The following is a 22,853-nucleotide window of genomic DNA, read 5'->3' on the forward strand; positions in this document are numbered from 1 at the left end:
CTGGCCATGAGACGCATGTTTCATACGTGAAACGCGAGGACGCTCTTGTTTAATAAAATCCTCCAGCACCTTCCATTTTTTTCGGCGGCCGAAAACGTAGAAGATATTTCCGAAGAGCGGGTGCGGGCGGAAATATACAGTGCGGACAAGCTGGAAGCGCTCGCAGCGCAACTGGCCGCCACGCAAAAAATCGGTGCCGCTCCTTTTCACCGATCCCTTTCTGTCTCGGTGCGTGACGATGGCCGCGCACTGCTTGCTGCACATGCGGCGATTGAGCAAGCGGCAGCTGAACGCCGTGCCATTACTTCCGCTGCTGAGTGGCTGCTCGATAATCTGCATGTCGTCGAGGAAAGTGTCGTCGGCGTGGTGGAAAACATGTCGCGCCGCGTATATAAATCGCTGCCGAAGTTGTCGGACGGTGAATTTGCCGGCAAGCCGCGCATCTATGGTTTGTGCTGGGCCTTTGCCGCGCATACCGACAATCACTTCGATACCGATCTGTTTCTGCGTTTTGTGCAAGCCTATCAACGCGTGCAGGCATTGACGATGGCGGAATTGTGGGCCTTGCCCATCGTCATGCGTGCAGTGCTGCTGGCACATCTGCGCCGGGTTGCCTTACGTGTCGTCACGGCACAGGCAGCGCGCCAGGAGGCTGACGATTTTGCCAACGATCTGATTACGATTGCGCAGAAGACGCAGGAGAACGAACAGCCGCCTCTGGTATTGCGGCCGGGCCGCCTGCGGCAGCCATTCGTGGTGCAACTGGTGCAACGTCTGCGTTATCAGCAACCCGGATTTACAACCTTGCTGGATACGCTGGGCGGACGGCTTGCAGAGCAGGGGCTGACCATAGACGATCTGGTGCTGCGCGAGCATACGACGCAAGTCGCTGCCAATCAGACGATACGCAACATCATCACCAGCATGCGCGGCATCGCCAGCTTCGATTGGCGGCTATTTTTTGAATCGGCCAGCCTGGTCGAGGAAAAACTGCAAACGCTGCCGAATTATGTTGCGCTGGATTTTTTGACGCGCGATCGCTATCGCAAGATCATTCAGCAAATTGCCCTGAACGCACGCTATTCGGAGCAGCAGATTGCCGATGCGCTGGTGCGCAAGATCGAATTTCACCGCAGCCAGATGGAACACGACGATGTCGTCGCCGACGAACGCGCGCTGGATCCCGGCCATTATCTGCTGGGCGGCGGCAGAACCGATCTGGAAGCGGAGCTGGGGTATCAGCCGCATTTTTCGCAAAAAATGAGGCGGCATTATGTCGCTCATTCCAGCCTGTACTACCCGTTGACGATCGTATTCTTCAGCTTGATAGTGCTGGCTGTTCCCCTGTCGACTACGCGCGGGCATGCGCTTTCTTCCATTGCATTGACGCTGCTGATTGTTGCAGGTTTTTTTCCTGCCAGCGATATTGCCATCACCATCGTCAATAAAATATTGATGCGCCTGTTCTGGCCGCGCCATTTACCGCGGCTGGAACTGGCGGACATTTCGGAAAACGTGCGGACCTTTGTCGCAGTGCCTGTGATGCTGACCAGCGAAGAGGGCGTGGACGAAGAGATACAGCAACTGGAAACGCACTATCTTGCCAATCCTGACGGCGAAGTGTATTTCACGCTGCTGTCAGACTGGGCCGATGCCAAACAACAGCATATGCCGCAGGATCTGCCCTTGCTGGAAAAAACCCGCCGCGAAATCGCAAAACTGAATGCGCGTTACGGCCCCAGTGTGAGCGGGCAGACGCGTTTCTATGTGCTGCATCGCAACCGTTTGTGGAATGCGGCAGAAGGTTTGTGGATGGGCTGGGAGCGCAAGCGCGGCAAGCTGCATGAATTCAACCGCCTGTTGCGCGACGCGCGCGATACCTCCTTCCTGCCGGAAAATAATCCCTTGCCGCATAATGTGCGTTACGTGATTACGCTGGATGCGGATACGCGCCTGCCGATAGGCGCATTGCGCGCGCTGGTCGGCGTGGCAGCGCATCCGCTGAATCAGCCGCGTCACGACCCCGTGACCAAGCAGGTGATTGAAGGCTACGGCATCCTGCAACCGCGTATTACGCCGACGCTGCCGATGCCGCAGGAACGCACGCTGTTCCGGCGTTTCTTTTCCGCGCGCGGCGGTGTCGATCCGTACGGCGGCGCAGTACCGGACGTGTATCAGGACGTATTTGGCTGGGGCAGTTATTCCGGCAAGGGTTTGTACGATGTCGATGCCTTTGAGCTGGCGCTGTCCGGCAAGGTGCCGGAAAACACCATGCTCAGTCATGATCTGTTTGAAGGCGCACTGGCGCGCTGTGCGCTGGTCAACGACGTTGAACTGTTCGAGGATTTTCCTTCGCATGTCGCAGAAGCTGCGGCACGCGAGCATCGCTGGACCCGTGGCGACTGGCAATTGCTGCCGTGGTTGCTGAACATAGGGCGGGTGTCGATGTCGGTCATCGACCGCATGAAAATCATCGACAACATGCGCCGTTCCCTGATGACGCCTGCGATTCTGCTGGTGCTGGTGACCGCCTTCTGCTTCGAGTCTGCGCCGATCTGGCCCTGGCTGATATTGGGCATTGTGGGACTGGCTACGCCTTCCGTATTCCAGTTCATTTCCGATCTGCTGCCGCATCGCGACGATCTTTCGTTCAAGGCGCATTGGCGACGCGGCCTGGCCGTGCTGCCGGATACGCTGGCCGTGATCTTCATTTCGCTGGTGGTGCTGGTGCAGCGTGCGTGGATGATGCTGGATGCCATCGTACGCACCCTGATCCGGCTGATATTCACGCGCCGCAACTTGCTGCAATGGGTGACATCCGCACAAGTCAGAAGATCTAAACGCTATTCTCTTGCCAGCTTCGTCTGGCGTGGCCGCATGGGCATGCTGGTGGCGGTGGCAATCGTCGCGATTGTGTATTTTCTGAATCCGGAGCGCTGGTTGCTGGTGCTGCCATTCGGTTTGCTGTGGGTGCTGAGCCCGGTGATTGCGCGCACGATCAGCCTGCCGCCGGTCGATAAAGATGTTGAATTTCTGGAAATCGCTGAAGAAAATGAATTGCGCCTGATCGCACGTCGCACCTGGCGTTTCTTTACGACCTTCGTCGTGGCGCAGGATCATTATTTGCCGCCGGATAATTTCCAGGAAGATCCACATCCGGTGATTGCCCATCGCACCTCACCGACCAACTTTGGCCTGTATTTGCTATCGGTTGCCAGTGCGCGCGATTTTGGCTGGATAGGCCTGAGCGAAATGATGGAGCGGCTGGAAGCGACGATGAAAACGCTGCAGGTGCTGCCGCGCTATCACGGTCACTTTTACAACTGGTACGAAACCGAGCGTCTGGAAGTGCTGTCGCCACGTTACATTTCCACCGTCGATAGCGGCAATCTCGCCGGCCACCTGTTCGTCCTGGCGCAGGCATGCAAGGATGCGCGCGAGCAGAGCGTATTGCGCAGCAACGTCGCTGCCGGCATGCTCGACACGGCACTGTTATTGCGCCTGGCGATCGAAGGCGTAGGTCGTGAATTGCGCACGCAGGCCGTCAGCATCACGGAACTGCGCAAGACCGTCGAACAGTTCAATGATCTGTTGCTGACACTGGAGAGCGGGTTGTCCAGTTATAGCGTCTGGAAAAAACTGGCTGACTGCGCGGAAAATCTGGCCGATCTGGCGCAAGCGTTTTCAGCAGAAATCCGGATGGCCGACAATGAGGTGCTGGCCTGGGCCAGGGAACTGCGCGATGCAGTACGCACGCATTGCGAAGATTTCATCACCATTCTGCCGTGGGCGCATCTGCAGGCGCAGGATCTTGCGCGCAAACAGAATGAAGAATTATGGCAGATCGTCAATGAGCAGATCGATGCCGATGTGGTGCTGGAAGATTTGCCGGAACGGTATGACTCGGTGCGTCGCGATGTTGCACGGCTGTTTTCATCGCAGAACCGACTTGATCCCGGCGTGATTCCACAGGCGCTTTACGACGAACTGGATGCGGCGCTGGTGCAGGCAGGCGTACTGTCCGGCAAATGGCTGGAACGCCTGCTAACACTGGAAAATGTGGCGCGCAGCATGGCGATGGAAATGGATTTCCGCTTCCTGATGTCGACGGAACGCAAACTGTTTTCGATAGGCTACAACGTCGATGAAGGCAAGCTGGACGATAGTTATTACGATTTGCTCGCGTCGGAAGCACGTCTGGCCAGCATGGTGGCCATTGCCGAACGGCAGGCGCCGCCGTCGCACTGGTTCCGCCTTGGCCGGCGCATGCTGCCTTCCGTAGACGGGCCGGTGCTGGCCTCCTGGTCGGGCTCGATGTTTGAATACCTGATGCCGTCGCTGGTGATTTCGACGCCGCGCGGAAGCATGCTGGACCAAACCTGCCGCAGTATCGTTGCGCGTCAGATCGAATACGGCAAGGAACGCAAAGTGCCGTGGGGGGTTTCCGAATCGGCAATGAATTTGCGCGATCGCGCCTTCACATATCAATACTCGGCATTCGGCGTGCCAGGCCTGGGCCTGAAACGCGGGCTGGAAAAAGACGTCGTTGTTTCGCCATACTCAACCGGCCTGGCCGCAATGTACATGCCGAAAAGCGCAGTTGAAAATTTCCGCCGCCTGGCAGAAATGGGCGCGATCGGTCGTTACGGTTTCTACGAAGCGCTTGATTTCACACCCGGACGCCGGGCGGAAAACCAGACCATGGCCATCGTGCGCGCCTATATGGCGCATCATCAGGGCATGTTGCTGGTAGCGCTTGGCAACGTAATCAACAGGAATGTGATGCGGCATCGCTTCCATCATGAGCCCATCATCCGTTCGGCTGAACTGCTGCTGCATGAAGCGCAACCGCGCTGGGTGCAGCCGGCCTCGCTTGCCATACGCGAAGATATGGAACGTCCTACCGTGGTCATGCCGGAGTCTGGAGTGGCGCGTCATTTCAATACGGTAATGACGGCCACGCCGGAAACGCAGTTGCTCTCCAACGGACGTTACGCAGTGATGCTGACGGCGGCAGGTTCCGGCTACAGCCTGTGGAATAAGCTGGGCGTCACGCGCTGGCGCGAAGACGCGACACGTGATCAATGGGGCAGCTATCTTTATCTGCGCGATGTTGACAGCGGCAAGTTCTGGTCGGCCTGTTATCAGCCGACGGCGGTCGAACCGGATCTGTATCAGGTCAAGTTTTCCGAAGATAGAGCCCGCATTTCACGCGTGGACGGCACGATTTCCAGCATGCTGGAAGTGATTGTTTCGCCGGAAGACGACGCCGAGCTGCGCCGTCTGACACTGACGAATACCGGCTCGCGTGCCCGCACGATAGAAGTCACCTCGTATATGGAAGTATTGCTGGCGCCGGTGGTAGCCGATGCGGCGCATCCGGCATTTTCAAATCTGTTTGTCGAAACCGAATATCTGCACGAGGTGCGCGGTTTGCTGGCATCGCGCCGTCCGCGCAAGGATGGCGAATTGCGGCCGTGGGCAGCACATGTGGTGGCAGGCGGCGAAGGCAGCAGCGCCATCAGCATCGAATATGAAACCGATCGTGCGCGTTTCACCGGTCGTGGGCAGAACATCAGCAATCCGCACTCGATCAGCGACGGCCGGCCCTTGTCCAACACGGTCGGTGCGGTGCTGGATCCGATTTTCAGTTTGCGGGTGCGCGTGCGCATTGAGCCGGGCGAAGTCACGCATCTGGTCTTTGCCACGATGGCGGCCAACTCGCGCGAAGAGATCGTCAGCCTGGCGGATAAATATCATGATGGTTCGGCGTTCGCGCGGATTTCAGCCCTGGTATGGACGCATGCGCAGGTGCAATTGCATTACCTGCGTACAGAACATTACGAAGCCGAATTGTTCCAGCATCTGGCAAGCCGCATCCTGTTTTCCGATGCTTCATCGCGTGTCAGCGGACGCGTGATCCGCGCCATGCGCCTGAGTCATGCCGGTTTGTGGGGGCAGGGCATTTCCGGCGATCGGCCTATCGTGTTGTTGCGCATGGCCAAGCAGGAAGACTTGCGGCTGGTATCGCAGTTGCTGCGTGCACATGAATACTGGCGCATGAAACAGTTGCCGGTCGATCTGGTCATCCTGAATGAAAAAGGCGCGTCGTATGCGCAGGAGTTGCAGGCTGCGATGGAAAACATGGTGCATGCCGCACAGGCGTTTTCCGCCCAGCAGGAACAGACTGAGCGTGGCGGCGCCTACATCGTGCGCGCCGATCTGATTACCGATGATGAGCGCACCTTGCTGCTGGCTTCTGCAAGGGTCGTGCTGGAAGGCGGTCAGGGCAGTCTGGCGGAACAGTTGCAGGCGCGTCCCGGCAGCGATGTCGATGCGCCGTTTTCGTGGCTGGACCGCGAGGTGCGTGCACCGCAAGGCGCAGCGCCAGGCCCGGTTCCGCAACTGGCCCTGTTCAACGGCTTGGGCGGTTTCGATCCGGATGGTCACGAGTATGTGATTGTGCTGAGTCAGGACCAGGTCACGCCGGCGCCGTGGATCAATGTGATTGCGAACCCTGTGTTCGGTTTCACGGTATCGGAACGCGGCGCCGGTTATACGTGGAGCCTGAACAGCCGCGAAAACAAATTGACGCCGTGGTCGAATGACCCGGTATCCGATCCTTCCGGCGAAGCATTCTATATACGCGATGAAGAAAACGGCGCGCTGTGGAGCCCGACCATGTCGCCGATACGCGTACCGAATGCAACGTACACGACGCGGCACGGCCAGGGTTACAGCCGCTTCGAGCTGGAGTGCAGCGGCATTGCCAGCGACTTGCTGCAATTCGTCAGTTGGGACGATCCGGTAAAAATATGCCGTCTGCGTCTGAAGAACGTATCGCGCAATCCGCGCCGTCTGTCGCTGACTGCCTATGTGGAATGGGTATTGGGCGCCACCCGTACCGAGAATGCACCCTTCATCGTCACGGAACGCGATGCGGAAAGCGGCGCGATGTTTGTGCATAATTCGTGGAATATCGAATTCGGCCAGCGCGTTGCCTTCATCGATCTGTGCGGCAAGCAAACTGCGTGGACCGGCGACCGCAAGGAATTCATAGGCCGCAACGGCAATCTGCAAAAACCGGCCGGCTTGATGCGCGGGAATGTCTTGTCGAATCGCGTCGGCGCCGGTTTCGATCCCTGCGGCGCATTGCAGACAGTGCTTGAAATTCCCGTCGGCGGCGAAGTCGAGATCGTGTTCCTGATGGGGCAGGCCGACACGAACGAAGCCGCACGCGAGCTGGTGCAACGTTATCGTGCAGTCGATATCGATACGGTATTTGAAACCAGCCAGCGCAACTGGCACAAGATCCTGCATACGATACAGGTCGAGACGCCGGATCGCTCGATGGATTATCTGCTCAACGGCTGGCTGCTGTATCAAACCTTGAGTTGCCGCTTCTGGGCCCGCACGGCGTTTTATCAGGCCGGCGGCGCCTATGGTTTCCGCGACCAGTTGCAGGATACGCAGGCACTGGCAATGGTTGCGCCGCAACTGGCGCGCGACCAGATTCTGCGAGCCTCGTCGCGCCAGTTCCCGGAGGGCGATGTCCAGCACTGGTGGCATCCGCCTAGCGGACGCGGTGTGCGCACGCATATTTCGGACGATCTGATCTGGTTGCCGTATTGCGCCGCGCATTATGCCGAGGTGACCGGCGACGACCAGATTTACGACGAGATGATTCCTTTCCTCGAAGGCGATCTGCTGCCGCTGGAAAAAGAAGACCATTATTTTGAAGCAAAAATTTCCGACGAAAAAGCCAGCGTGTATGAACATTGCGCACGTGCACTGGATCACAGTCTGCCGGTAGGCAGGCATGGTCTGCCCTTGATGGGCGGCGGCGACTGGAACGACGGCATGAACCGCGTCGGCCATGAAGGCAAGGGTGAAAGCGTCTGGCTGGCCTGGTTCCTGTATGCGACGCTGCTGCGTTTTGTGCCGGTGGCGGAAGCACGCAACGATCATGTACGTGCAATGGCGTGGCGCAAGCATGCAGAGAAATTGAAGGCCGCGGTCGAGAAGCATGCATGGGATGGCGCATGGTATCGCCGTGCGTATTTCGACGACGGCACGCCGCTTGGTTCAGCCAGTAATGCCGAATGCCGTATCGATTCGATTGCGCAAAGCTGGTCGGTGATTTCCGGTGCCGCTGAACCGCGTCGTGCGCAACGCGCGATGGAGTCGGTTGATCAATACCTGATCCGTCCCGGCGATGATTTGATCCTGCTGTTTACGCCGCCATTCGATAAAACCCCGCTTGATCCCGGTTATATCAAGGGTTATCTGCCCGGTGTGCGTGAAAATGGCGGGCAGTACACGCATGCTGCGGTGTGGAGCCTGATTGCCTATTCGATGATGGGCAAGGGTGGTCAGGCGCACGATCTGTTCAAGATGATCAACCCGGCCAACCGCAGCAGTACGCGCACCGGCATGGCGGCCTACAAGGTGGAGCCGTATGCGGTTGCCGCCGATATCTATGCCGAATCACCGCATGTGCGACGTGGCGGCTGGACCTGGTATACCGGCGCAGCGGGTTGGCTGTATCGCGCCGGCGTGGAATTCATTCTGGGCTTGCAGATCAAGGCCGATCGTCTCAGCCTGGATCCATGCCTGCCGCCGGAATGGCGCAATGCAAAATTGCATTACCGTTACGGCACCTCGACCTACAACATCACGCTGCAGAATCCGAAGGGCATCAGCAAAGGTGTATTGCGGGTGGAGCTGGATGGTGTGGTGGTGCCGGATAAGGTCATCATCATGTGCGATGACGGTGCGACACATACCGTCACTGTTGTGATGGGCAGCGACAGCCAAAAATAAATTATCTGTTAATGAATCAGGGAATCCTGATTGAGACGATAAATTATTTTTGACGAGGAAAAATTGTCAAAAATTATAGTGCCGTGATGGTCAAGGGCGCATCATATTTTTAATGCGAACGAAGGTAAAAGTGTCATCCGGTCTGCCCAACGCGTTTTCGTTCGTTTGTGATGTCCGCTGCAATGTAATGCAGCGGTGTCACATTCTTGTGATCCGCCCTTGTTTTAATCATCAACTTACTAAGCACTCTCGCTTGAGCCCGTTTTCTATGGGCCGCCCGTGCTTTCAATTAGCCGGATAGCTGGGTAAAACCTCCATACCTCTGCCCTTTGCTTTGTTGTGACGTTCACCATAATGATGCTTCACGTACCTGTTCCAGTGGAATCGTACGCAAACGACAATTGACGAGGATGATGCCATGCTGACTGAACGCGAACTTGAAAGCTCCTATCTGGGCCAATTCATCCCTGTGCATTACCACCACAACATGTTGATGGATAATCGGCGAATGACGGGCTTCAAAGCCGCAATTGATCATCTGGTTGCGCCTGGAGCCAAGGTGCTGGAGTTGGGTGGCGGCACTGGTGTGCTGTCATGGTTCGCAGCAGCCAAGGCTGAAAAAGTCTGGTGCGTTGAATACAATCCCGATCTGGTCAGGGAAGCGCGCACCTTCTTGTCGAGGAACGTCAATGGACACAAGGTTGAAGTTGTCGAGGCCGATGCCTTTGACTATTTGCCGCCGGAACCCGTTGATGTCGTGATCTGCGAAATGATCCACGTCGCGATGGTGCGCGAGAAGCAAGTGCAGGTTATTGAGGCTTTCAAACAGCGCTATCTGGAAAAATTCGGCGGACCTTTGCCGATTTTTATTCCGGAAGCAATGATCATGGCAGTCCAGCCTTTACAGCAGGATTACTGCTTTGAAGGCTACAACGCGCCTATCGTGCAGTTTCGCGAGGCGACGTTTGAGCAGGCCGGCAGTATCGAACTGGCGCCACCTGCGGTCTATACGATGCTGGATTTTACGCAAAACGTTGCTGAGGATATACGCTGGCAAGGTGCGTTTGTGATTGAAAACGATGGTGTCGTCAATGCCTTGCGTTTCGTGACCAAGAACATTCTTGCCGTCGTGATGGAGCAATCGACCACCATAGACTGGCTGAATCACTATATGACCCTGCCACTGGCGCAAGCACTCACGGTCAAGGCCGGTGATCAGTTATGTGTCAGTTTCGCGTATCGCGCAGGCTGCTCCATCCAATCTCTGCAAGCCTCGATACGTGCAGGCGATGCAGCCATCTTTACCGTTGAAGAGCAAACCGAAACCATTGCTGCCTGAGCGCAATAGTCATTTGAGCCTGAAAATAAAAATGGCGAGCTGCAAGGCTCGCCATTTTTATTCGATCAGCATGAACTACTTCAATGCCAGCGATACGACGAGCAGCAGGATGCCGATGAACAGGGAAACGCCGATCAGCGCAGCGATCAGGACGTAAAACGGATTGAGCCCGGTGACATCCTTCTCATAATCCGAACGGCGGCGCAATCCGATAAAAGACCAGAAAATGGCTCCCATCGTGGCCAGAAAGGAGGTCTTTTCATGCGTTTTCTTGCTTGGTTCCGGCATCATGTTTCCTTCAAAATTGTCCACTTGCGGCAGGCTATGTCTGCCCGTGGCTTTCCTGTCTGACAGCATACAGCCTGTTAGTGTCGGCGAACAGAATCAGATACTTCCATATTTCCCGTAGCAGATTCCATTCCTTGATTCTTAATGGGCCGAGGTCAGCAGCGTCAGCGTCTGGATCAGCATTTTGCATTCGTCCGGATTGCCTATGCTGATGCGCAGATACTGGTTGATGCGGGGGTGATTGAAGTGACGCACGATGATGGCCCGTTCGCGCAAGCCGGCCGCCAGCTGAACGGCGGCATACGACTCGTGGCGCGCAAAAATGAAATTGGCATGCGAAGGCAATACCGAGAAGCCGAGTTTTTCCAGCGCTGCCGTCATCTGTTCGCGACTATCCACGATGGCTGCATTGGTCTTCCGGAAATATGCTTCATCGCCGTAACTGGCGACTGCGCCAGCCAGCGCCAGCCTGTCCATCGGGTAGGAGTTGAAGCTGTTTTTGACGCGATCCAGCGCCTCGATCAGTTTTGGATGGCCCATCGCAAAGCCGATACGCAAACCGGCCAGTGAGCGCGATTTGGAGAGGGTGCGCACTACCAGCAGATTCGGGTATTTACGTATCAGCGGAATCGCCGTTTCACCGCCAAAATCGATATACGCTTCGTCGACGACGACGACCGCGTTCGGCTGTTTGATCAGTAGTGCTTCAATTGCCGCCAGCGGCGCAAGGATGCCGGTAGGCGCATTCGGATTGGGAAAAATAATGCCGCTACAGGACTGGTTTTCATAGTCTGCGATGTCGATTTCCATCGCCGCGTTCAGCGGCACCTCCACGTAATCGATGCTGAACAATCTGGCATAGACCGGGTAAAAACTGTAGGTAATATCGGGGAACAGCAGGGGCGCTGAATGCTTGAGCAGGGACATGAAGGTAAAGGCCAGCACTTCATCCGAGCCGTTGCCGACGAAAATTTCATTTGGCTGCACGTCGTGGTACTGCGCCAATACCTGCTTCAGTTCGGATGAATCAGGGTCCGGATACAGGCGCAAGGCATCGCTTGTCACTGCATGCACGGCCGCCGTGACGGCGGGCGACGGCGGATATGGGTTTTCATTGGTATTAAGCTTGATCAAGCCCGGCAATTTCGGTTGCTCACCCGGTACATACGGCGTGAGTGTTTGCACGATAGGGCTCCAGAACTGACTCATGACTGCTTTTCCTTTTGATGCTTATTGATAGATACGCCCATTTTATCGTGCGCAGTCGCTAAATAGAAAATTGCGGCCCTGGAGCGAGCCGCGGCAATGCATTTTTTGCTGCATGTGATGACGCAATGACATCTGTCGACAGAGTATTTTCTCCTCTGGCGGCTGATAATTTTCGGCCATTCTGGTAGAGTGCCGCCATGAGTAAATTGACCCTAGACCGCATCCTGCAATCGCAGGGTTTCGGCACCCGAAAATATTGCCGTGGCCTGATCGAGGACGGTGAAGTCAGCATCAATGGCGAAGTTGTCGATAATTTCAAGACTGCGGTCGATACGACTGATCTTGAATTCACGATCTTCGATGAAGTGTGGCGCTATCGCGAACACGTCTACATCGTACTGAACAAACCGGCGAATTTTGAATGTTCGCGCAAGCCCAGCCACCACCCCGGCGTGCTGACTTTGCTGCCGGAGCAATTCACCTGGCGCGATCTGCAGCCGGTAGGCCGGCTGGATCACGATACGACCGGCATGCTGCTGATGTCGGATGATGGCCCTTTCATACACGCGCAATCTTCGCCGAAACGACATATTCCCAAGATATACGTCGCGACTACGCACGATCCGGTGACGCCGGAACTGATCGCGCAATTGCTGGGTGGCGTACAACTGCACGATGAACCGGCGCCACTGGCGGCACAGACTTGCCGCATGCTGGCTGAGCATCAGATCGAGATTGTGCTGGAGCAGGGTAAATATCATCAGGTCAAGCGCATGCTGGCCGCAGCGGGAAATCATTGCTCAGCCTTGAACAGGGCGGCGATAGGCGAGTTGACGCTGGAGTCGCTGGGACTGGAAGAAGGCGAGTGGACTTATCTGGATGCGGAACAGCTGGCTTTGCTCAGACCTTCAGCATCTTCTGCCGAGGCTTGACAGGCGTTTTTCTGCAGCATCTCCGTGCGTAAAAATCGTAACAATACTTTCTCATGCGAAATTTTCATACGCATTCAGCCGTGTCATGAAATGTCCTGTACTGAATCAATGCTCCGGAGCATGTTTGTCAGTGATTGATTGAATCGTTAAATTCAGTTAAAGATGTATGCGAAAAACAAAATTGGATATCAACACCAGGCTTGTTGAGATATGATTAATTTCATGTTTGCATCAAATTTTCAGCGGAGACAAATACGGTAATGCACGCCATCAAACCTGTGATCCAGTTGGCCAAGGAACGTGCGCTATTCCGATTTTCCGCTCTTGCCATCCGCATGCTGCAGGATGCGACTACCAGCGTCGCGCAACAGGCTCTCACCGCCACCACGGTGCATGAACAGAAAACATTTGCCGCCGCCAAGGAATGGCTGGCAACGCAGGGGCCGGTTTTTCTCAAGCGCCTGTACGCCAGTTACTGCGGCTATGTCGAGCGCGGCATGCAAACCATGTATCGCGATTTGCGCCAGGGACTGCAAGATGTCTCGGCCGATACCTGGGCCCTGATCGACGACGAAACCATCGTGCGTCAAATCGAAGTGGAACGCCGCGTCCTGCGTTTGCGCGACGCAGATCAACTCAGTCTGGGCCGCTTGAACCTGATGATTGCGCAGCTGCATGACGAACACGATGTGCGCGAAAGGGAAAATCCGTTTCGCCCCTATCTGATGGCGCGTGCCTTGCACGATGTACTGTGTGAAATGAGCAGCACCAGCGATCTGTGCGCGATGCTGTTCGATCATCTGTCCGGCGCATTGGCAACGCAGTTGCCCGACTACTTTGCCGCCATCCGCGAAGTGTTTGAGTCTAACGGCGTGCATGCACGGCTGCTGGCGCGCCCATCATCGATGAGCCGGCGTGATCGCGAGATGCTGGAAGGATTGCCGGGTTTTTCCAATACCGTCATCGTGCAGGGCGGTGGCAATTATTCAGGCGAGCCATCTGTAGCGCCGTCGATGGAACGCGTACAGTCCTTGTTGCAGCAGCGTTCTGCCGATGTGCATAACGTGTTGCGTACACCGCAGCAGGAAAGTCAGGCGAACTTGCAGGATTTTGTCTGGAAAATATTCAATCAGACGGCGCAGGATCGCGCCCCGTCGAATGTGCGTTCCTCCGATGGACAGGCCAATATTTACCGTCAGTGTGCTGAGGATGAATCGTCCAAGCCGCATCCATTGACCAGCCAGTTGCATCGGTTGCAGCGGGAAACGCTCAACAGCGCTGCAACGCAAGACGATGCCATCCATCTACTTGATTTGCACAGCGAACTGGAAACCGAACGGTTGAGTGAAATGGAGCGCGTCTCCATGGACATGGTCGCCATGCTGTTTGATTACATCGGCAAGGACAGCTCGATTCCTGCCGCATTCCGCAGTGTGATTGTGCGCTTGCAGGTGCCGTTTCTGCGAGCCACCATGCAGGCGCCGCATATTCTGGAACTGGCCGAACACCCACTCAGAAAATTATTGAATCGCATGGCATCGCTGGCCGTCGAACTGGATGCGCAAAGTTCGCCCGGTATCGAGATTCGGCTGGAGATGATGCGTGTGGTCGATAAGGTTCTGAACGATTTCAAATCGGACATGACGATTTTCAGCGCTGCGCTGACACAGCTCGATGCAGCGGTAGCGCAGATTCTGCGCGAGACGGACGCTGATCTTGCGCATGCAATCGATGCACTGGAAGAAGCCGAGAAAGATCCGCTGCGACAGGACGTGCTGGTGGTCGAAACCGTGAATGCCTTGCGTGAACGCCTGCTCACGGTGCAAACCGATCAGCGCGCAGTCGATTTCCTCATCAAGATCTGGGCGCGCGTGCTGGTGCATGTGGATGAAGATGACAGCATAGACAAGCGGCCGTATCGCGATGCCATTGCAGAACTGATCTGGAGTGTGCAGCAGCACGATGTGACCGAGCGCAGCGCCTTGATGAAGCTGTTGCCGAGATTGATCAAGCAGCTCAAGAGCGGCATGAAATTGATCGCCTTGTCGGAAAACGATACCAAGCAGGCGATTGACGATCTGATCGCCATGCATGCGCATGTGCTGGGCATGATACAAACGGTGCCCTTGAAGGCGTCTACGTCGATGGAAAGCCTGCACCAGCATTTTTCAAGCTTGCGCATCGGTGGCGCCCCTGCAGAAAATGCTGCCATCCATGCGCCGACCGTGCCGCATATCCGCCTGCAGGCAATGCTGCAGAAATTCGATGTGGCAGCACATCTGCATCTTGATAGCGATATCGGTACCTTGCTCAATTCCGATGTCAGCTGGCTGGGCGGCATGCAGCTTGGTACGGCTGTTGAATGGTGGGCGGACAAAGCCTACGAACCGGCACGCCTGATGTGGGTCAATCAGCAGCAATCATTCTATGTATTTCAGGCTGCCGCGGAGCAGAAGCCGCGTTTGCTGATCTACTCGTCGATATCGCTGATCAAGGGCTTGCGTGAAGGTTCGATCGGCATGATCGAATATGCGCCGCTGTTCGAGCGCGCCATCCAGTCGCTGCTGAGCACTGATAACGCGCAGCAGCAACTGACCGTCTAGGCAAAGAACTATTTGATGATGCGATAGCAGGGCACGTAAGCCTTGCCCGGCAGCTTCATCCGGTTTTGCGCAACGAATGATGCCAGCAGCGCATCCATCGGCTCCATGATTTCGCGGTCGCCGCTGATTTCAAACAAGCCGTGTTTTTCGATCGAACGTATCCCGCTATCCTTGACGTTGCCTGCCACCACGCCGGAAAAGGCACGCCGCAGATTGGCCGCCAGCAAATGGTTTTCCTGCTTCTTGTGCAGGGACAGATTGCGCATGTTTTCATGCGTAGGGACAAAGGGCTGCTGGAATGCGTGGTCTATCTTCAAAGTCCAGTTGAAGTAATACGCATCGCCCTTGCTTTTGCGGAACTCGCGTACCTGGGCGACACCGATTTGCATTTCCTGCGCCACCCGTTCCGGATCGTCGACGATGATCTTGTACAGTTTTTGCGCATCCGGCCCCAGTGTCACGCCGATGAACTGGTCGATCTGGCGGAAGTACTCAGCGGATGCCGCATGGCCGGTAAAGATCAGCGGGAAGGGCAGATTGGCGTTGTCCGGATGCAGCAGGATACCGAGTATGTAGAGGATTTCTTCCGCCGTGCCGGCGCCGCCCGGGAAAACGACGATACCGTGGCCGGCGCGCACGAACGCTTCCAGGCGTTTTTCGATATCCGGCATGATGACCAGATCGTTGACGATGGGATTCGGCGCTTCTGCGGCAATGATGCCGGGTTCCGAAATGCCGAGATAGCGCCCGTTCGGGATGCGCTGCTTGGCGTGACCGATGGTGGCGCCTTTCATCGGCCCCTTCATTGCGCCGGGCCCGCAACCGGTGCAGATATCCATGTCGCGCAAGCCGATCTGGTAACCGACTTTTTTCGTGTAGTCGTACTCTTCACGGGAAATCGAATGGCCGCCCCAGCAAACCACCAGCTTGGGGTTCAGATTGGGATGCAGCACATTCGCATTGCGCAAAATACTGAAGACGGAATCGCTGATGCCGGCCGAGGATTCGAGATCGAAGGTCGGGTTGGACAGGATTTCGTCATGAATGTAGAGGATGTCGCGCAATACCGAAAACAGATGTTCGTGTATCCCCTTGATCATCTTGCCGTCAACGAAAGCACTGGCCGGCGCACCCTTGATATCGAGCTTGATGCCGCGCTCGCGCTGGATGATGTTGATGTCGAAGGATTGATAACGCTCCAGCAGTTCCTTGCCGTCATCGGTGCTGCTGCCGCTGTTGAGCACGGCCAGCGCACAGTTGCGAAACAGCTGGTAGAGCCCGCCGTTGCGTGTGTCCAGCAGTCTTTGTACTTCGGCCTTGGAGAGGATGTCCAGGCGGCCTTCCGGTGAGAGTTGTGTATCGACTACTTCGTATGCCATGAGTGCTTAACTTCCGAATGAGAGTGATCAGGTGCATCATTCTAATGCGCAAACGGGTGTGCCGTCTGGCTTGCGTGTTGCCGGAGGGGAGAAGATGTGCAACTGGTTTGCCTGTGGGTGCAGGGCGGTCGGCAAGGAAATGTATACGCCAGAGCCCTAGTGCGGTGCAAAACTGAAGGCCGCTTTCAGCGCCTGATATGCTTTTTGCGCCACCATCGTATGCACGGACGTCGGGACATTGACGATGACGGCATACAGATCGCCGGCCGGATCGCCCGGAATGCCTTTGCCTTTCAGGCGCAATCTGCGACCTGGCATGGAGCCCGACGGAATCGATAGCTGAACCGAACCTTCCGGCGTCGGCACATTGACGGTGGCGCCGACTGCTGCCTGGGCGGAAGTCAGCGGAATGTCGAAATAGATGTCGCGCCCTTCGACGCGATAGCGGCGATGCGGACGTATCATCACTTCCAGATACAGATCGCCAGCCTTGCCTTCTCCCATGCCGGGAAAGCCCTGGCCGGCCAGGCGCAGGGTCTGCCCGCCGCGTATGCCTTTCGGCACACTGACTTTCAGTGTACGTTTGGAAACCATGGGCATGCCGTATTCATCGGTGACATAGGTTGGCATTGAAATATTGCATGCGGTGCCGTGGAAGGTATCTTCCAGATCGATCTGCACTTTTGCATGCTGATCGCTGCCGTGCACATTGATGCTGCGGTATCTGGGCGGCGTCGGATTGGGGCGGCCCATCATTTCATCCAGGATATCGCTGAAATTGTCGTCGTTGCGTTTGGCGGACCTGGTTTCCGTTCGTGTTTCTTTTTGCGAGTCGAAGCCATAGCTGCGCGACGCTTGCGGCTGCGGGCTTTCCCTGCGGGTATGGAAGAAACCGGACATCTGGTCGTATTCCAGACGTTTTTCCGGGTCTTTCAAGACCTTGTATGCTTCGCCGACTTCCTTGAAGCGGAGTTCGGCATGCACTTCGCGGCTCACGTCAGGATGATATTTGCGCGCCAGTTTGCGGTACGCGTTTTTAATCACTTCCTGCGTGGCATCGCGCGGCACACCTAGCGTCTGGTAATAATTTCTTGATTTCATTTGTCAGGTTTCGTCACTATCAGCTGAGCGGATCAATCGTTCCGGAAATTGTTCTGTGCGGTAAATGGCACTTTCTGCAAGAGTATTCTGACATTGCTGCCCGGCCGTCTAAGGGATGAATAGGGCAACTATTGCTTGTCAATTAACGCAATGGTCAAAAAAATCAGCTGCCATCCGCTTGCATCTACTCCTTGATCATGATTTGTGTTGCCCGGATGAAAACAGAAAGGCCACAATTCAGCTATGTAGACACAGCTTTGAAGGGCATACTCTCTACTTCGTTCAATAAACGACATTTTTAAAGTTGAAAAGATTTATGACCTACGAAGAATATCTGGATGAAGTGACCACCTTGCTGACTGAAATGTACGATCTCAGCGATGCCGCCGCGATCAAATACGTGATGCGTGCACAGGCTGGCGATTTTTTCACGCTGCATGATGACGATCCCGCCATGCGCACGCAGGAGCGGGCGGTGCAGGATGCAAAAACGATTTTCGAGCAGCGCAATAAATCCAATCCTGAAATCTTCAAGAAATAATCGTGAGCGAGCATTCAATTATTTCCTGGAATGAAGCGGGTGAAGAACGTTCGGCGCGCTGGCAATCGGAAAACCGCAGCGCCGCCCCCAAACGCGTGCAGATTGCGGACGACAGAATGACGGCCGATTCGGCCTTCCGTCTGGCCAGCGAAGGCAATGCCTTGCTGTGGCGCGGCGACTATCAGAATGCACGACAGTTGCTGCAGGCGCTGGCGCGCCGTACCGAAAGAAAACCGCGCAAGGCGGCGACTTCGCCGCTGGATGCCTTCAATCTGCACCGGCAGGCACAATCGCAGCGCGCCCGCACGTTAGGCATGCTGCTGATAGAAGTGGCTGCCGATTACACGATCGCGTTGCGCCGGGCGCCGGATATCCGGCTCGCTTGCAACGAAGCCTATGGCGCGAGTCAGGGGCCGTTCGTGGTTTCCCTGCGCGAAATACTCGGCTTGATCGGTGCGCATGAGTGGCGCAGCAAGGGCGTGGAAATTCCTGCGCTGCAGGCGCGCATACATCCTTATTACGGTGTGTTTTCGCCGGTACGCGGCGAATACCTGAACCTGATTGCAGAGGCGCCATTGCCGACTACCAGTCTGGCATTCGATATCGGCACCGGCACCGGCGTGATCGCCGCCTTGCTGGCACATCGCGGCGTGGCAAAAGTGATCGCGACGGATCAGGATGCGCGGGCGCTGGCTTGTGCACGCGAAAATCTGACGCGGCTGGATGTGCGCGATCGGGTGGAAGTGATCGAAGCAGATATGTTCCCGCCGGGAAAAGCTGCGCTGATCGTGTGCAATCCGCCGTGGATACCGGCGCGACCGAATTCTTCCATTGAACATGCGATCTACGATCCGGACAGTCGCATGTTGCGCGGTTTTTTAAACGGATTGGCAGCGCATCTGGAGCCGAAAGGCGAAGGCTGGCTGATCCTGTCCGATCTGGCGGAACACCTCGGATTGCGATCGCGCGAAACCTTGCTGCAAATGATCGCCGATGCCGGCTTGAAGGTGATCAAGCGCATGGACACCAAACCGAACCATGCCAAGGCAGCGGATGAAAGCGATCCGCTGCATCATGCGCGTTCGGCTGAAATCACATCGCTGTGGCGTCTTGCCGCACGCTGATCTTTTATAATAGCGACGCTGCCGGATGCAGCGTCGTATTCAATTCATTCAGGAATCAAGATGGCTAACAAACCAGCCCGCATATTGACCTTCAAGTGCAAGAAATGCACAAAACCGGTTCAGGTATTTTTACAAAAAGTTTCCGCCTGTTCGCATATCCAGCCGTATCAGGGGATATGCACTTGCGGCGAGGTCATGCGCTACGCGACCGGCCAGAAAGATGCGGTCGAATCCTATATAAGCTCGGGTGATGGCAACTGGTCGCACCATCACTGATGCCATCAGCCGCGCAGTGTCATCCGTTATTGGTTTCGATAAAGCGCATCTTGAAGTTGCGCCCCTTGATATTGCCATTGCTTAAACTTGCATAGGCTTTGTCTGCGGCGCGGCGATCCAGCGCCACATAGGTCATGAATTCAAACACATTGATCTTGCCGACCTGATCTTTCGTCAAGCCGACATCGCCGGTCAGGGCGCCGAGCAAATCGCCCGGGCGCAATTTATCCTTCTTGCCGCCCATGATGCACAGCGTCACCATAGGTGCGTGCAAGTCGCCGCCTTCCGCCGGTTCGGCAGATTTCAGGTCGAACCATTGCGCAGGCTTCTGCTGGTATTCCTCGATCAGCTTGACCCATTTCTTTTCGTTCGGTGCGCACAGGCTGAGCGCCAATCCCTTGTCCTGGCCGCGACCGGTACGACCGATGCGATGGATATGCACTTCGGTATCTTTCGATACATCCACGTTGATCACCGCCCCCAGCGATTGAATGTCCAGTCCGCGTGCGGCAACGTCAGTCGCCACCAGCACCGAACAGCTTTGATTGGCGAACAATACGAGAATTTCATCGCGTTCGCGCTGCTCCAACTCGCCATATAAAGCCAGTGCGCTGAAACCTTGCGCACGCAATTCGGCGGCCAGTTCGCGGCAATGAATCTTGGTATTGCAGAATGCCAGCGTCGATACGGGGCGGTAATGTTTCAGCAGCGTGGCGACGGCGGCGTTGCGGTCGTCGTAGCCGACTTCATAAAACCGCTGCTCGATCTGGCTGTCGTCGTGCTGTGCTTCAACCTTGACTTCAACCGGATCGCGCAAGAATTCAGCACTGGCCTTGCGGATATCGTCCGGGTAGGTCGCAGAAAACAGCAGGGTCTGACGACGCTCGGGGCAGGCGCTGACGATGCCGGCGATCTCCTCATAAAAACCCATATCGACCATGCGGTCGGCTTCATCCAGCACCAGCGTTTGTACGGTGGACAGATTGATCGTATTGCGGCTGATGTGATCGCGCAGACGTCCGGGTGTGCCGACCACGATGTGCGCGCCATGTTCCAGCGAGGCGATTTGCGGCCGCATCGGTGCGCCGCCGCACAGAGTCAATATCTTGATGTTGTCTGCAAAGCGCGCCAGCCGGCGCAACTCATTCGATACCTGATCTGCCAGTTCACGGGTGGGGCAAATCACCAGCCCCTGAATGGCGAACCAGGTCGGGTTCAATTTCTGCAACATGCCGATACCGAAAGCCGCCGTCTTGCCGCTGCCGGTTTTTGCCTGCGCAATCAGATCGCGTAATTGCAATATTACCGGCAGGCTTTGCGCCTGTATGGAAGTCATCTCCCGATAGCCGAGTGCGTCGAGATTGCTCAACATCGGAGGGGAAAGGGCGAGGGCGGCGAAGGAACTTGGATTCATGTTGGGAGCTTGCGTGATGCGGAAATGGACACGCAGTCTAACAGGCATGGGCAGGCGCATGAAAAACATGCGGAAAACCAGTGTAAAGAGAATGCATCTTTCATGATTAAAGACAGCACTCCGCATTATGAAAAATTGATATCGCGGTGCATCATAGTTCAATTTTATTTGGCAAAATAACGTTTCACATACAGAAAAATAATATATAAGTCATTGATAAATAACGAAATAAAATTATTAAAATATCTTATATAAGACATTGTTGCTCTGCAAAATATAGCCTATGATTTATTCAGGTTTTTTCTTTATCTGTTATTTCATGCATTTAACTCAGGAGAATCATCATGGCAACTCGCGAACAGCAAATTCAGGCACTCAACAAAGATTGGAACGAAAATCCGCGCTGGAAAGGTGTCAAGCGCAATTACACCGCTGAAGATGTTGTTCGACTGCGCGGCTCCTTGCAGATCGATCACACGCTGGCGCAGCGCGGTGCAGAGAAACTGTGGGAGATGTGCAATAACGAGCCATTCGTCAATTCACTTGGCGCCCTGACCGGCAATCAGGCCATGCAGCAGGTCAAGGCCGGCCTGAAAGCGATTTATCTGTCGGGCTGGCAGGTTGCCGGCGACGCCAACCTGGCGGGAGAAATGTATCCGGACCAGTCGCTGTACCCGGCCAATTCGGTGCCTATGGTAGTCAAGCGCATCAACAATACTTTCCAGCGCGCAGATCAGATTCAATGGTCGGAAGATAGCGGCGATATCGATTTTTTCGCCCCCATCGTGGCGGATGCGGAAGCCGGTTTTGGCGGTGTCCTGAATGCCTACGAACTGATGAAGTCCATGATCGAGGCCGGCGCTGCAGGCGTGCACTTCGAGGATCAACTGGCATCGGTGAAGAAATGCGGCCACATGGGCGGCAAGGTTCTGGTGCCGACTCGTGAAGCGGTGGAAAAACTGAATGCCGCACGTCTGGCAGCGGACGTCTGTGGCACGACCACGCTGGTGATTGCGCGCACGGATGCGGAGGCGGCGGACTTGCTGACTTCCGACGTGGATGAAAACGACCAACCCTTCCTGACGGGCGAGCGCACGGTAGAAGGTTTTTACAAAACCCGTTCCGGTTTCGATCAGGCGGTATCGCGCGGACTGGCCTATGCGCCATATGTCGATATGTTGTGGTGCGAAACCGGCAAGCCCGACCTGCAATTCGCCAAGCAATTTGCCGATGCGATCCATGCAAAATTTCCCGGCAAGATGCTGGCCTACAACTGTTCGCCTTCATTCAACTGGAGAAAAAATCTGGACGACGCAACCATCGCCACCTTTCAGAAGGAACTGGGTGCGATGGGCTACAAGTTCCAGTTCATCACACTGGCCGGCTTCCATTCGCTGAATTACTCGATGTTCAATCTGGCGCATGGCTATGCGCGCAATCAGATGTCTGCCTTCGTCGAGTTGCAGGAAGCCGAATTTGCTGCCGCCGCGCAGGGCTTTACCGCAGTCAAACATCAGCGCGAGGTCGGTACAGGCTACTTCGATGCCATCACTCAGGTCATACAGCAAGGGAAGTCGTCCACCACCGCATTGCATGGCTCGACTGAAGATGAACAATTTTTCGATAACAACAAGCTGGCAAAAGTTTGTATCACAGGGCACAAGAACGCAGCTTGAGCATATTTTGCAAGACGGTAATCGCAGCTCACAAGGGTGCGATTACTTGAAAAGCTGCATGCGGCCTTCCACCGCGCTGAAGAAAAACCAGGCAAAAGAAGCAAAATTTTATTGATTCATTATTTATAAAAATTACTTTTACACGGAG

Annotated in this window: 13 protein-coding genes; 8 read left to right on the plus strand and 5 right to left on the minus strand. The window is 55.6% G+C overall.

Annotation, left to right across the window (positions count from 1 at the left end; genetic code table 11):
• Window positions 1-45: 45 nt before the first annotated feature.
• Window positions 46-8,823, plus strand: coding sequence for a GH36-type glycosyl hydrolase domain-containing protein (locus ACIQW9_RS03920; RefSeq protein ID WP_402333198.1), 8,778 nt, complete (start codon window positions 46-48; stop codon window positions 8,821-8,823).
• A 418-nt stretch (window positions 8,824-9,241) separates the two neighbouring features.
• A complete protein-coding gene (locus tag ACIQW9_RS03925) occupies window positions 9,242-10,162 on the plus strand; it encodes a methyltransferase domain-containing protein (protein ID WP_402333200.1) in 921 nt (306 codons plus the stop codon).
• A 75-nt stretch (window positions 10,163-10,237) separates the two neighbouring features.
• Here the strand turns inward: ACIQW9_RS03925 and ACIQW9_RS03930 are convergent, their stop codons facing one another.
• Window positions 10,238-10,450, minus strand: coding sequence for a DUF2970 domain-containing protein (locus ACIQW9_RS03930; protein ID WP_041322337.1), 213 nt, complete (start codon window positions 10,448-10,450; stop codon window positions 10,238-10,240).
• Between the two features lie 141 nt (window positions 10,451-10,591).
• Window positions 10,592-11,659: a histidinol-phosphate transaminase gene (gene hisC, locus ACIQW9_RS03935; protein ID WP_402333203.1), complete on the minus strand. Its 1,068-nt coding sequence runs from the start codon at window positions 11,657-11,659 to the stop codon at window positions 10,592-10,594.
• Between the two features lie 197 nt (window positions 11,660-11,856).
• Between hisC and ACIQW9_RS03940 the strand changes: the two genes are divergently transcribed.
• Both ACIQW9_RS03940 and ACIQW9_RS03945 read left to right on the plus strand, forming a co-directional pair.
• The gene (locus ACIQW9_RS03940) at window positions 11,857-12,591 is read left to right on the plus strand and encodes a pseudouridine synthase (protein ID WP_402333206.1); all 735 of its coding nucleotides are present in this window, start codon (window positions 11,857-11,859) and stop codon (window positions 12,589-12,591) included.
• Between the two features lie 260 nt (window positions 12,592-12,851).
• On the plus strand, window positions 12,852-15,194 hold the full coding sequence (locus ACIQW9_RS03945; protein ID WP_402333208.1) for a DUF1631 family protein: 2,343 nt from the start codon (window positions 12,852-12,854) through the stop codon (window positions 15,192-15,194).
• Between the two features lie 8 nt (window positions 15,195-15,202).
• Here the strand turns inward: ACIQW9_RS03945 and ppnN are convergent, their stop codons facing one another.
• Both ppnN and ACIQW9_RS03955 read right to left on the minus strand, forming a co-directional pair.
• Window positions 15,203-16,573: a nucleotide 5'-monophosphate nucleosidase PpnN gene (gene ppnN / locus ACIQW9_RS03950; RefSeq protein WP_402333211.1), complete on the minus strand. Its 1,371-nt coding sequence runs from the start codon at window positions 16,571-16,573 to the stop codon at window positions 15,203-15,205.
• A gap of 156 nt (window positions 16,574-16,729) precedes the next feature.
• A complete protein-coding gene (locus ACIQW9_RS03955) occupies window positions 16,730-17,674 on the minus strand; it encodes a DnaJ C-terminal domain-containing protein (RefSeq protein WP_402333214.1) in 945 nt (314 codons plus the stop codon).
• 316 nt (window positions 17,675-17,990) lie between these two features.
• Between ACIQW9_RS03955 and ACIQW9_RS03960 the strand changes: the two genes are divergently transcribed.
• Genes ACIQW9_RS03960 through ACIQW9_RS03970 form a run of 3 tightly spaced genes read left to right on the plus strand, consistent with a single transcriptional unit; the run spans window position 17,991 to window position 19,615 of the window.
• On the plus strand, window positions 17,991-18,215 hold the full coding sequence (locus tag ACIQW9_RS03960) for a hypothetical protein (RefSeq protein ID WP_402333217.1): 225 nt from the start codon (window positions 17,991-17,993) through the stop codon (window positions 18,213-18,215).
• 2 nt (window positions 18,216-18,217) lie between these two features.
• Window positions 18,218-19,339: a methyltransferase gene (locus ACIQW9_RS03965; protein ID WP_402333220.1), complete on the plus strand. Its 1,122-nt coding sequence runs from the start codon at window positions 18,218-18,220 to the stop codon at window positions 19,337-19,339.
• Between the two features lie 60 nt (window positions 19,340-19,399).
• A complete protein-coding gene (locus ACIQW9_RS03970; protein WP_011871176.1) occupies window positions 19,400-19,615 on the plus strand; it encodes a hypothetical protein in 216 nt (71 codons plus the stop codon).
• Between the two features lie 19 nt (window positions 19,616-19,634).
• Here the strand turns inward: ACIQW9_RS03970 and dbpA are convergent, their stop codons facing one another.
• On the minus strand, window positions 19,635-21,029 hold the full coding sequence (dbpA, locus tag ACIQW9_RS03975; RefSeq protein ID WP_402337860.1) for an ATP-dependent RNA helicase DbpA: 1,395 nt from the start codon (window positions 21,027-21,029) through the stop codon (window positions 19,635-19,637).
• A 344-nt stretch (window positions 21,030-21,373) separates the two neighbouring features.
• Here dbpA and aceA point away from each other — a divergent pair, with 344 nt between their 5' ends.
• Entirely contained in the window at window positions 21,374-22,705 is a 1,332-nt protein-coding gene (aceA, locus tag ACIQW9_RS03980) for an isocitrate lyase (protein WP_402333223.1), read from the plus strand.
• Window positions 22,706-22,853: the final 148 nt, after the last annotated feature.

This window comes from Herminiimonas sp. NPDC097707 (assembly GCF_044761395.1).
Lineage (GTDB): Bacteria > Pseudomonadota > Gammaproteobacteria > Burkholderiales > Burkholderiaceae_D > Oxalicibacterium.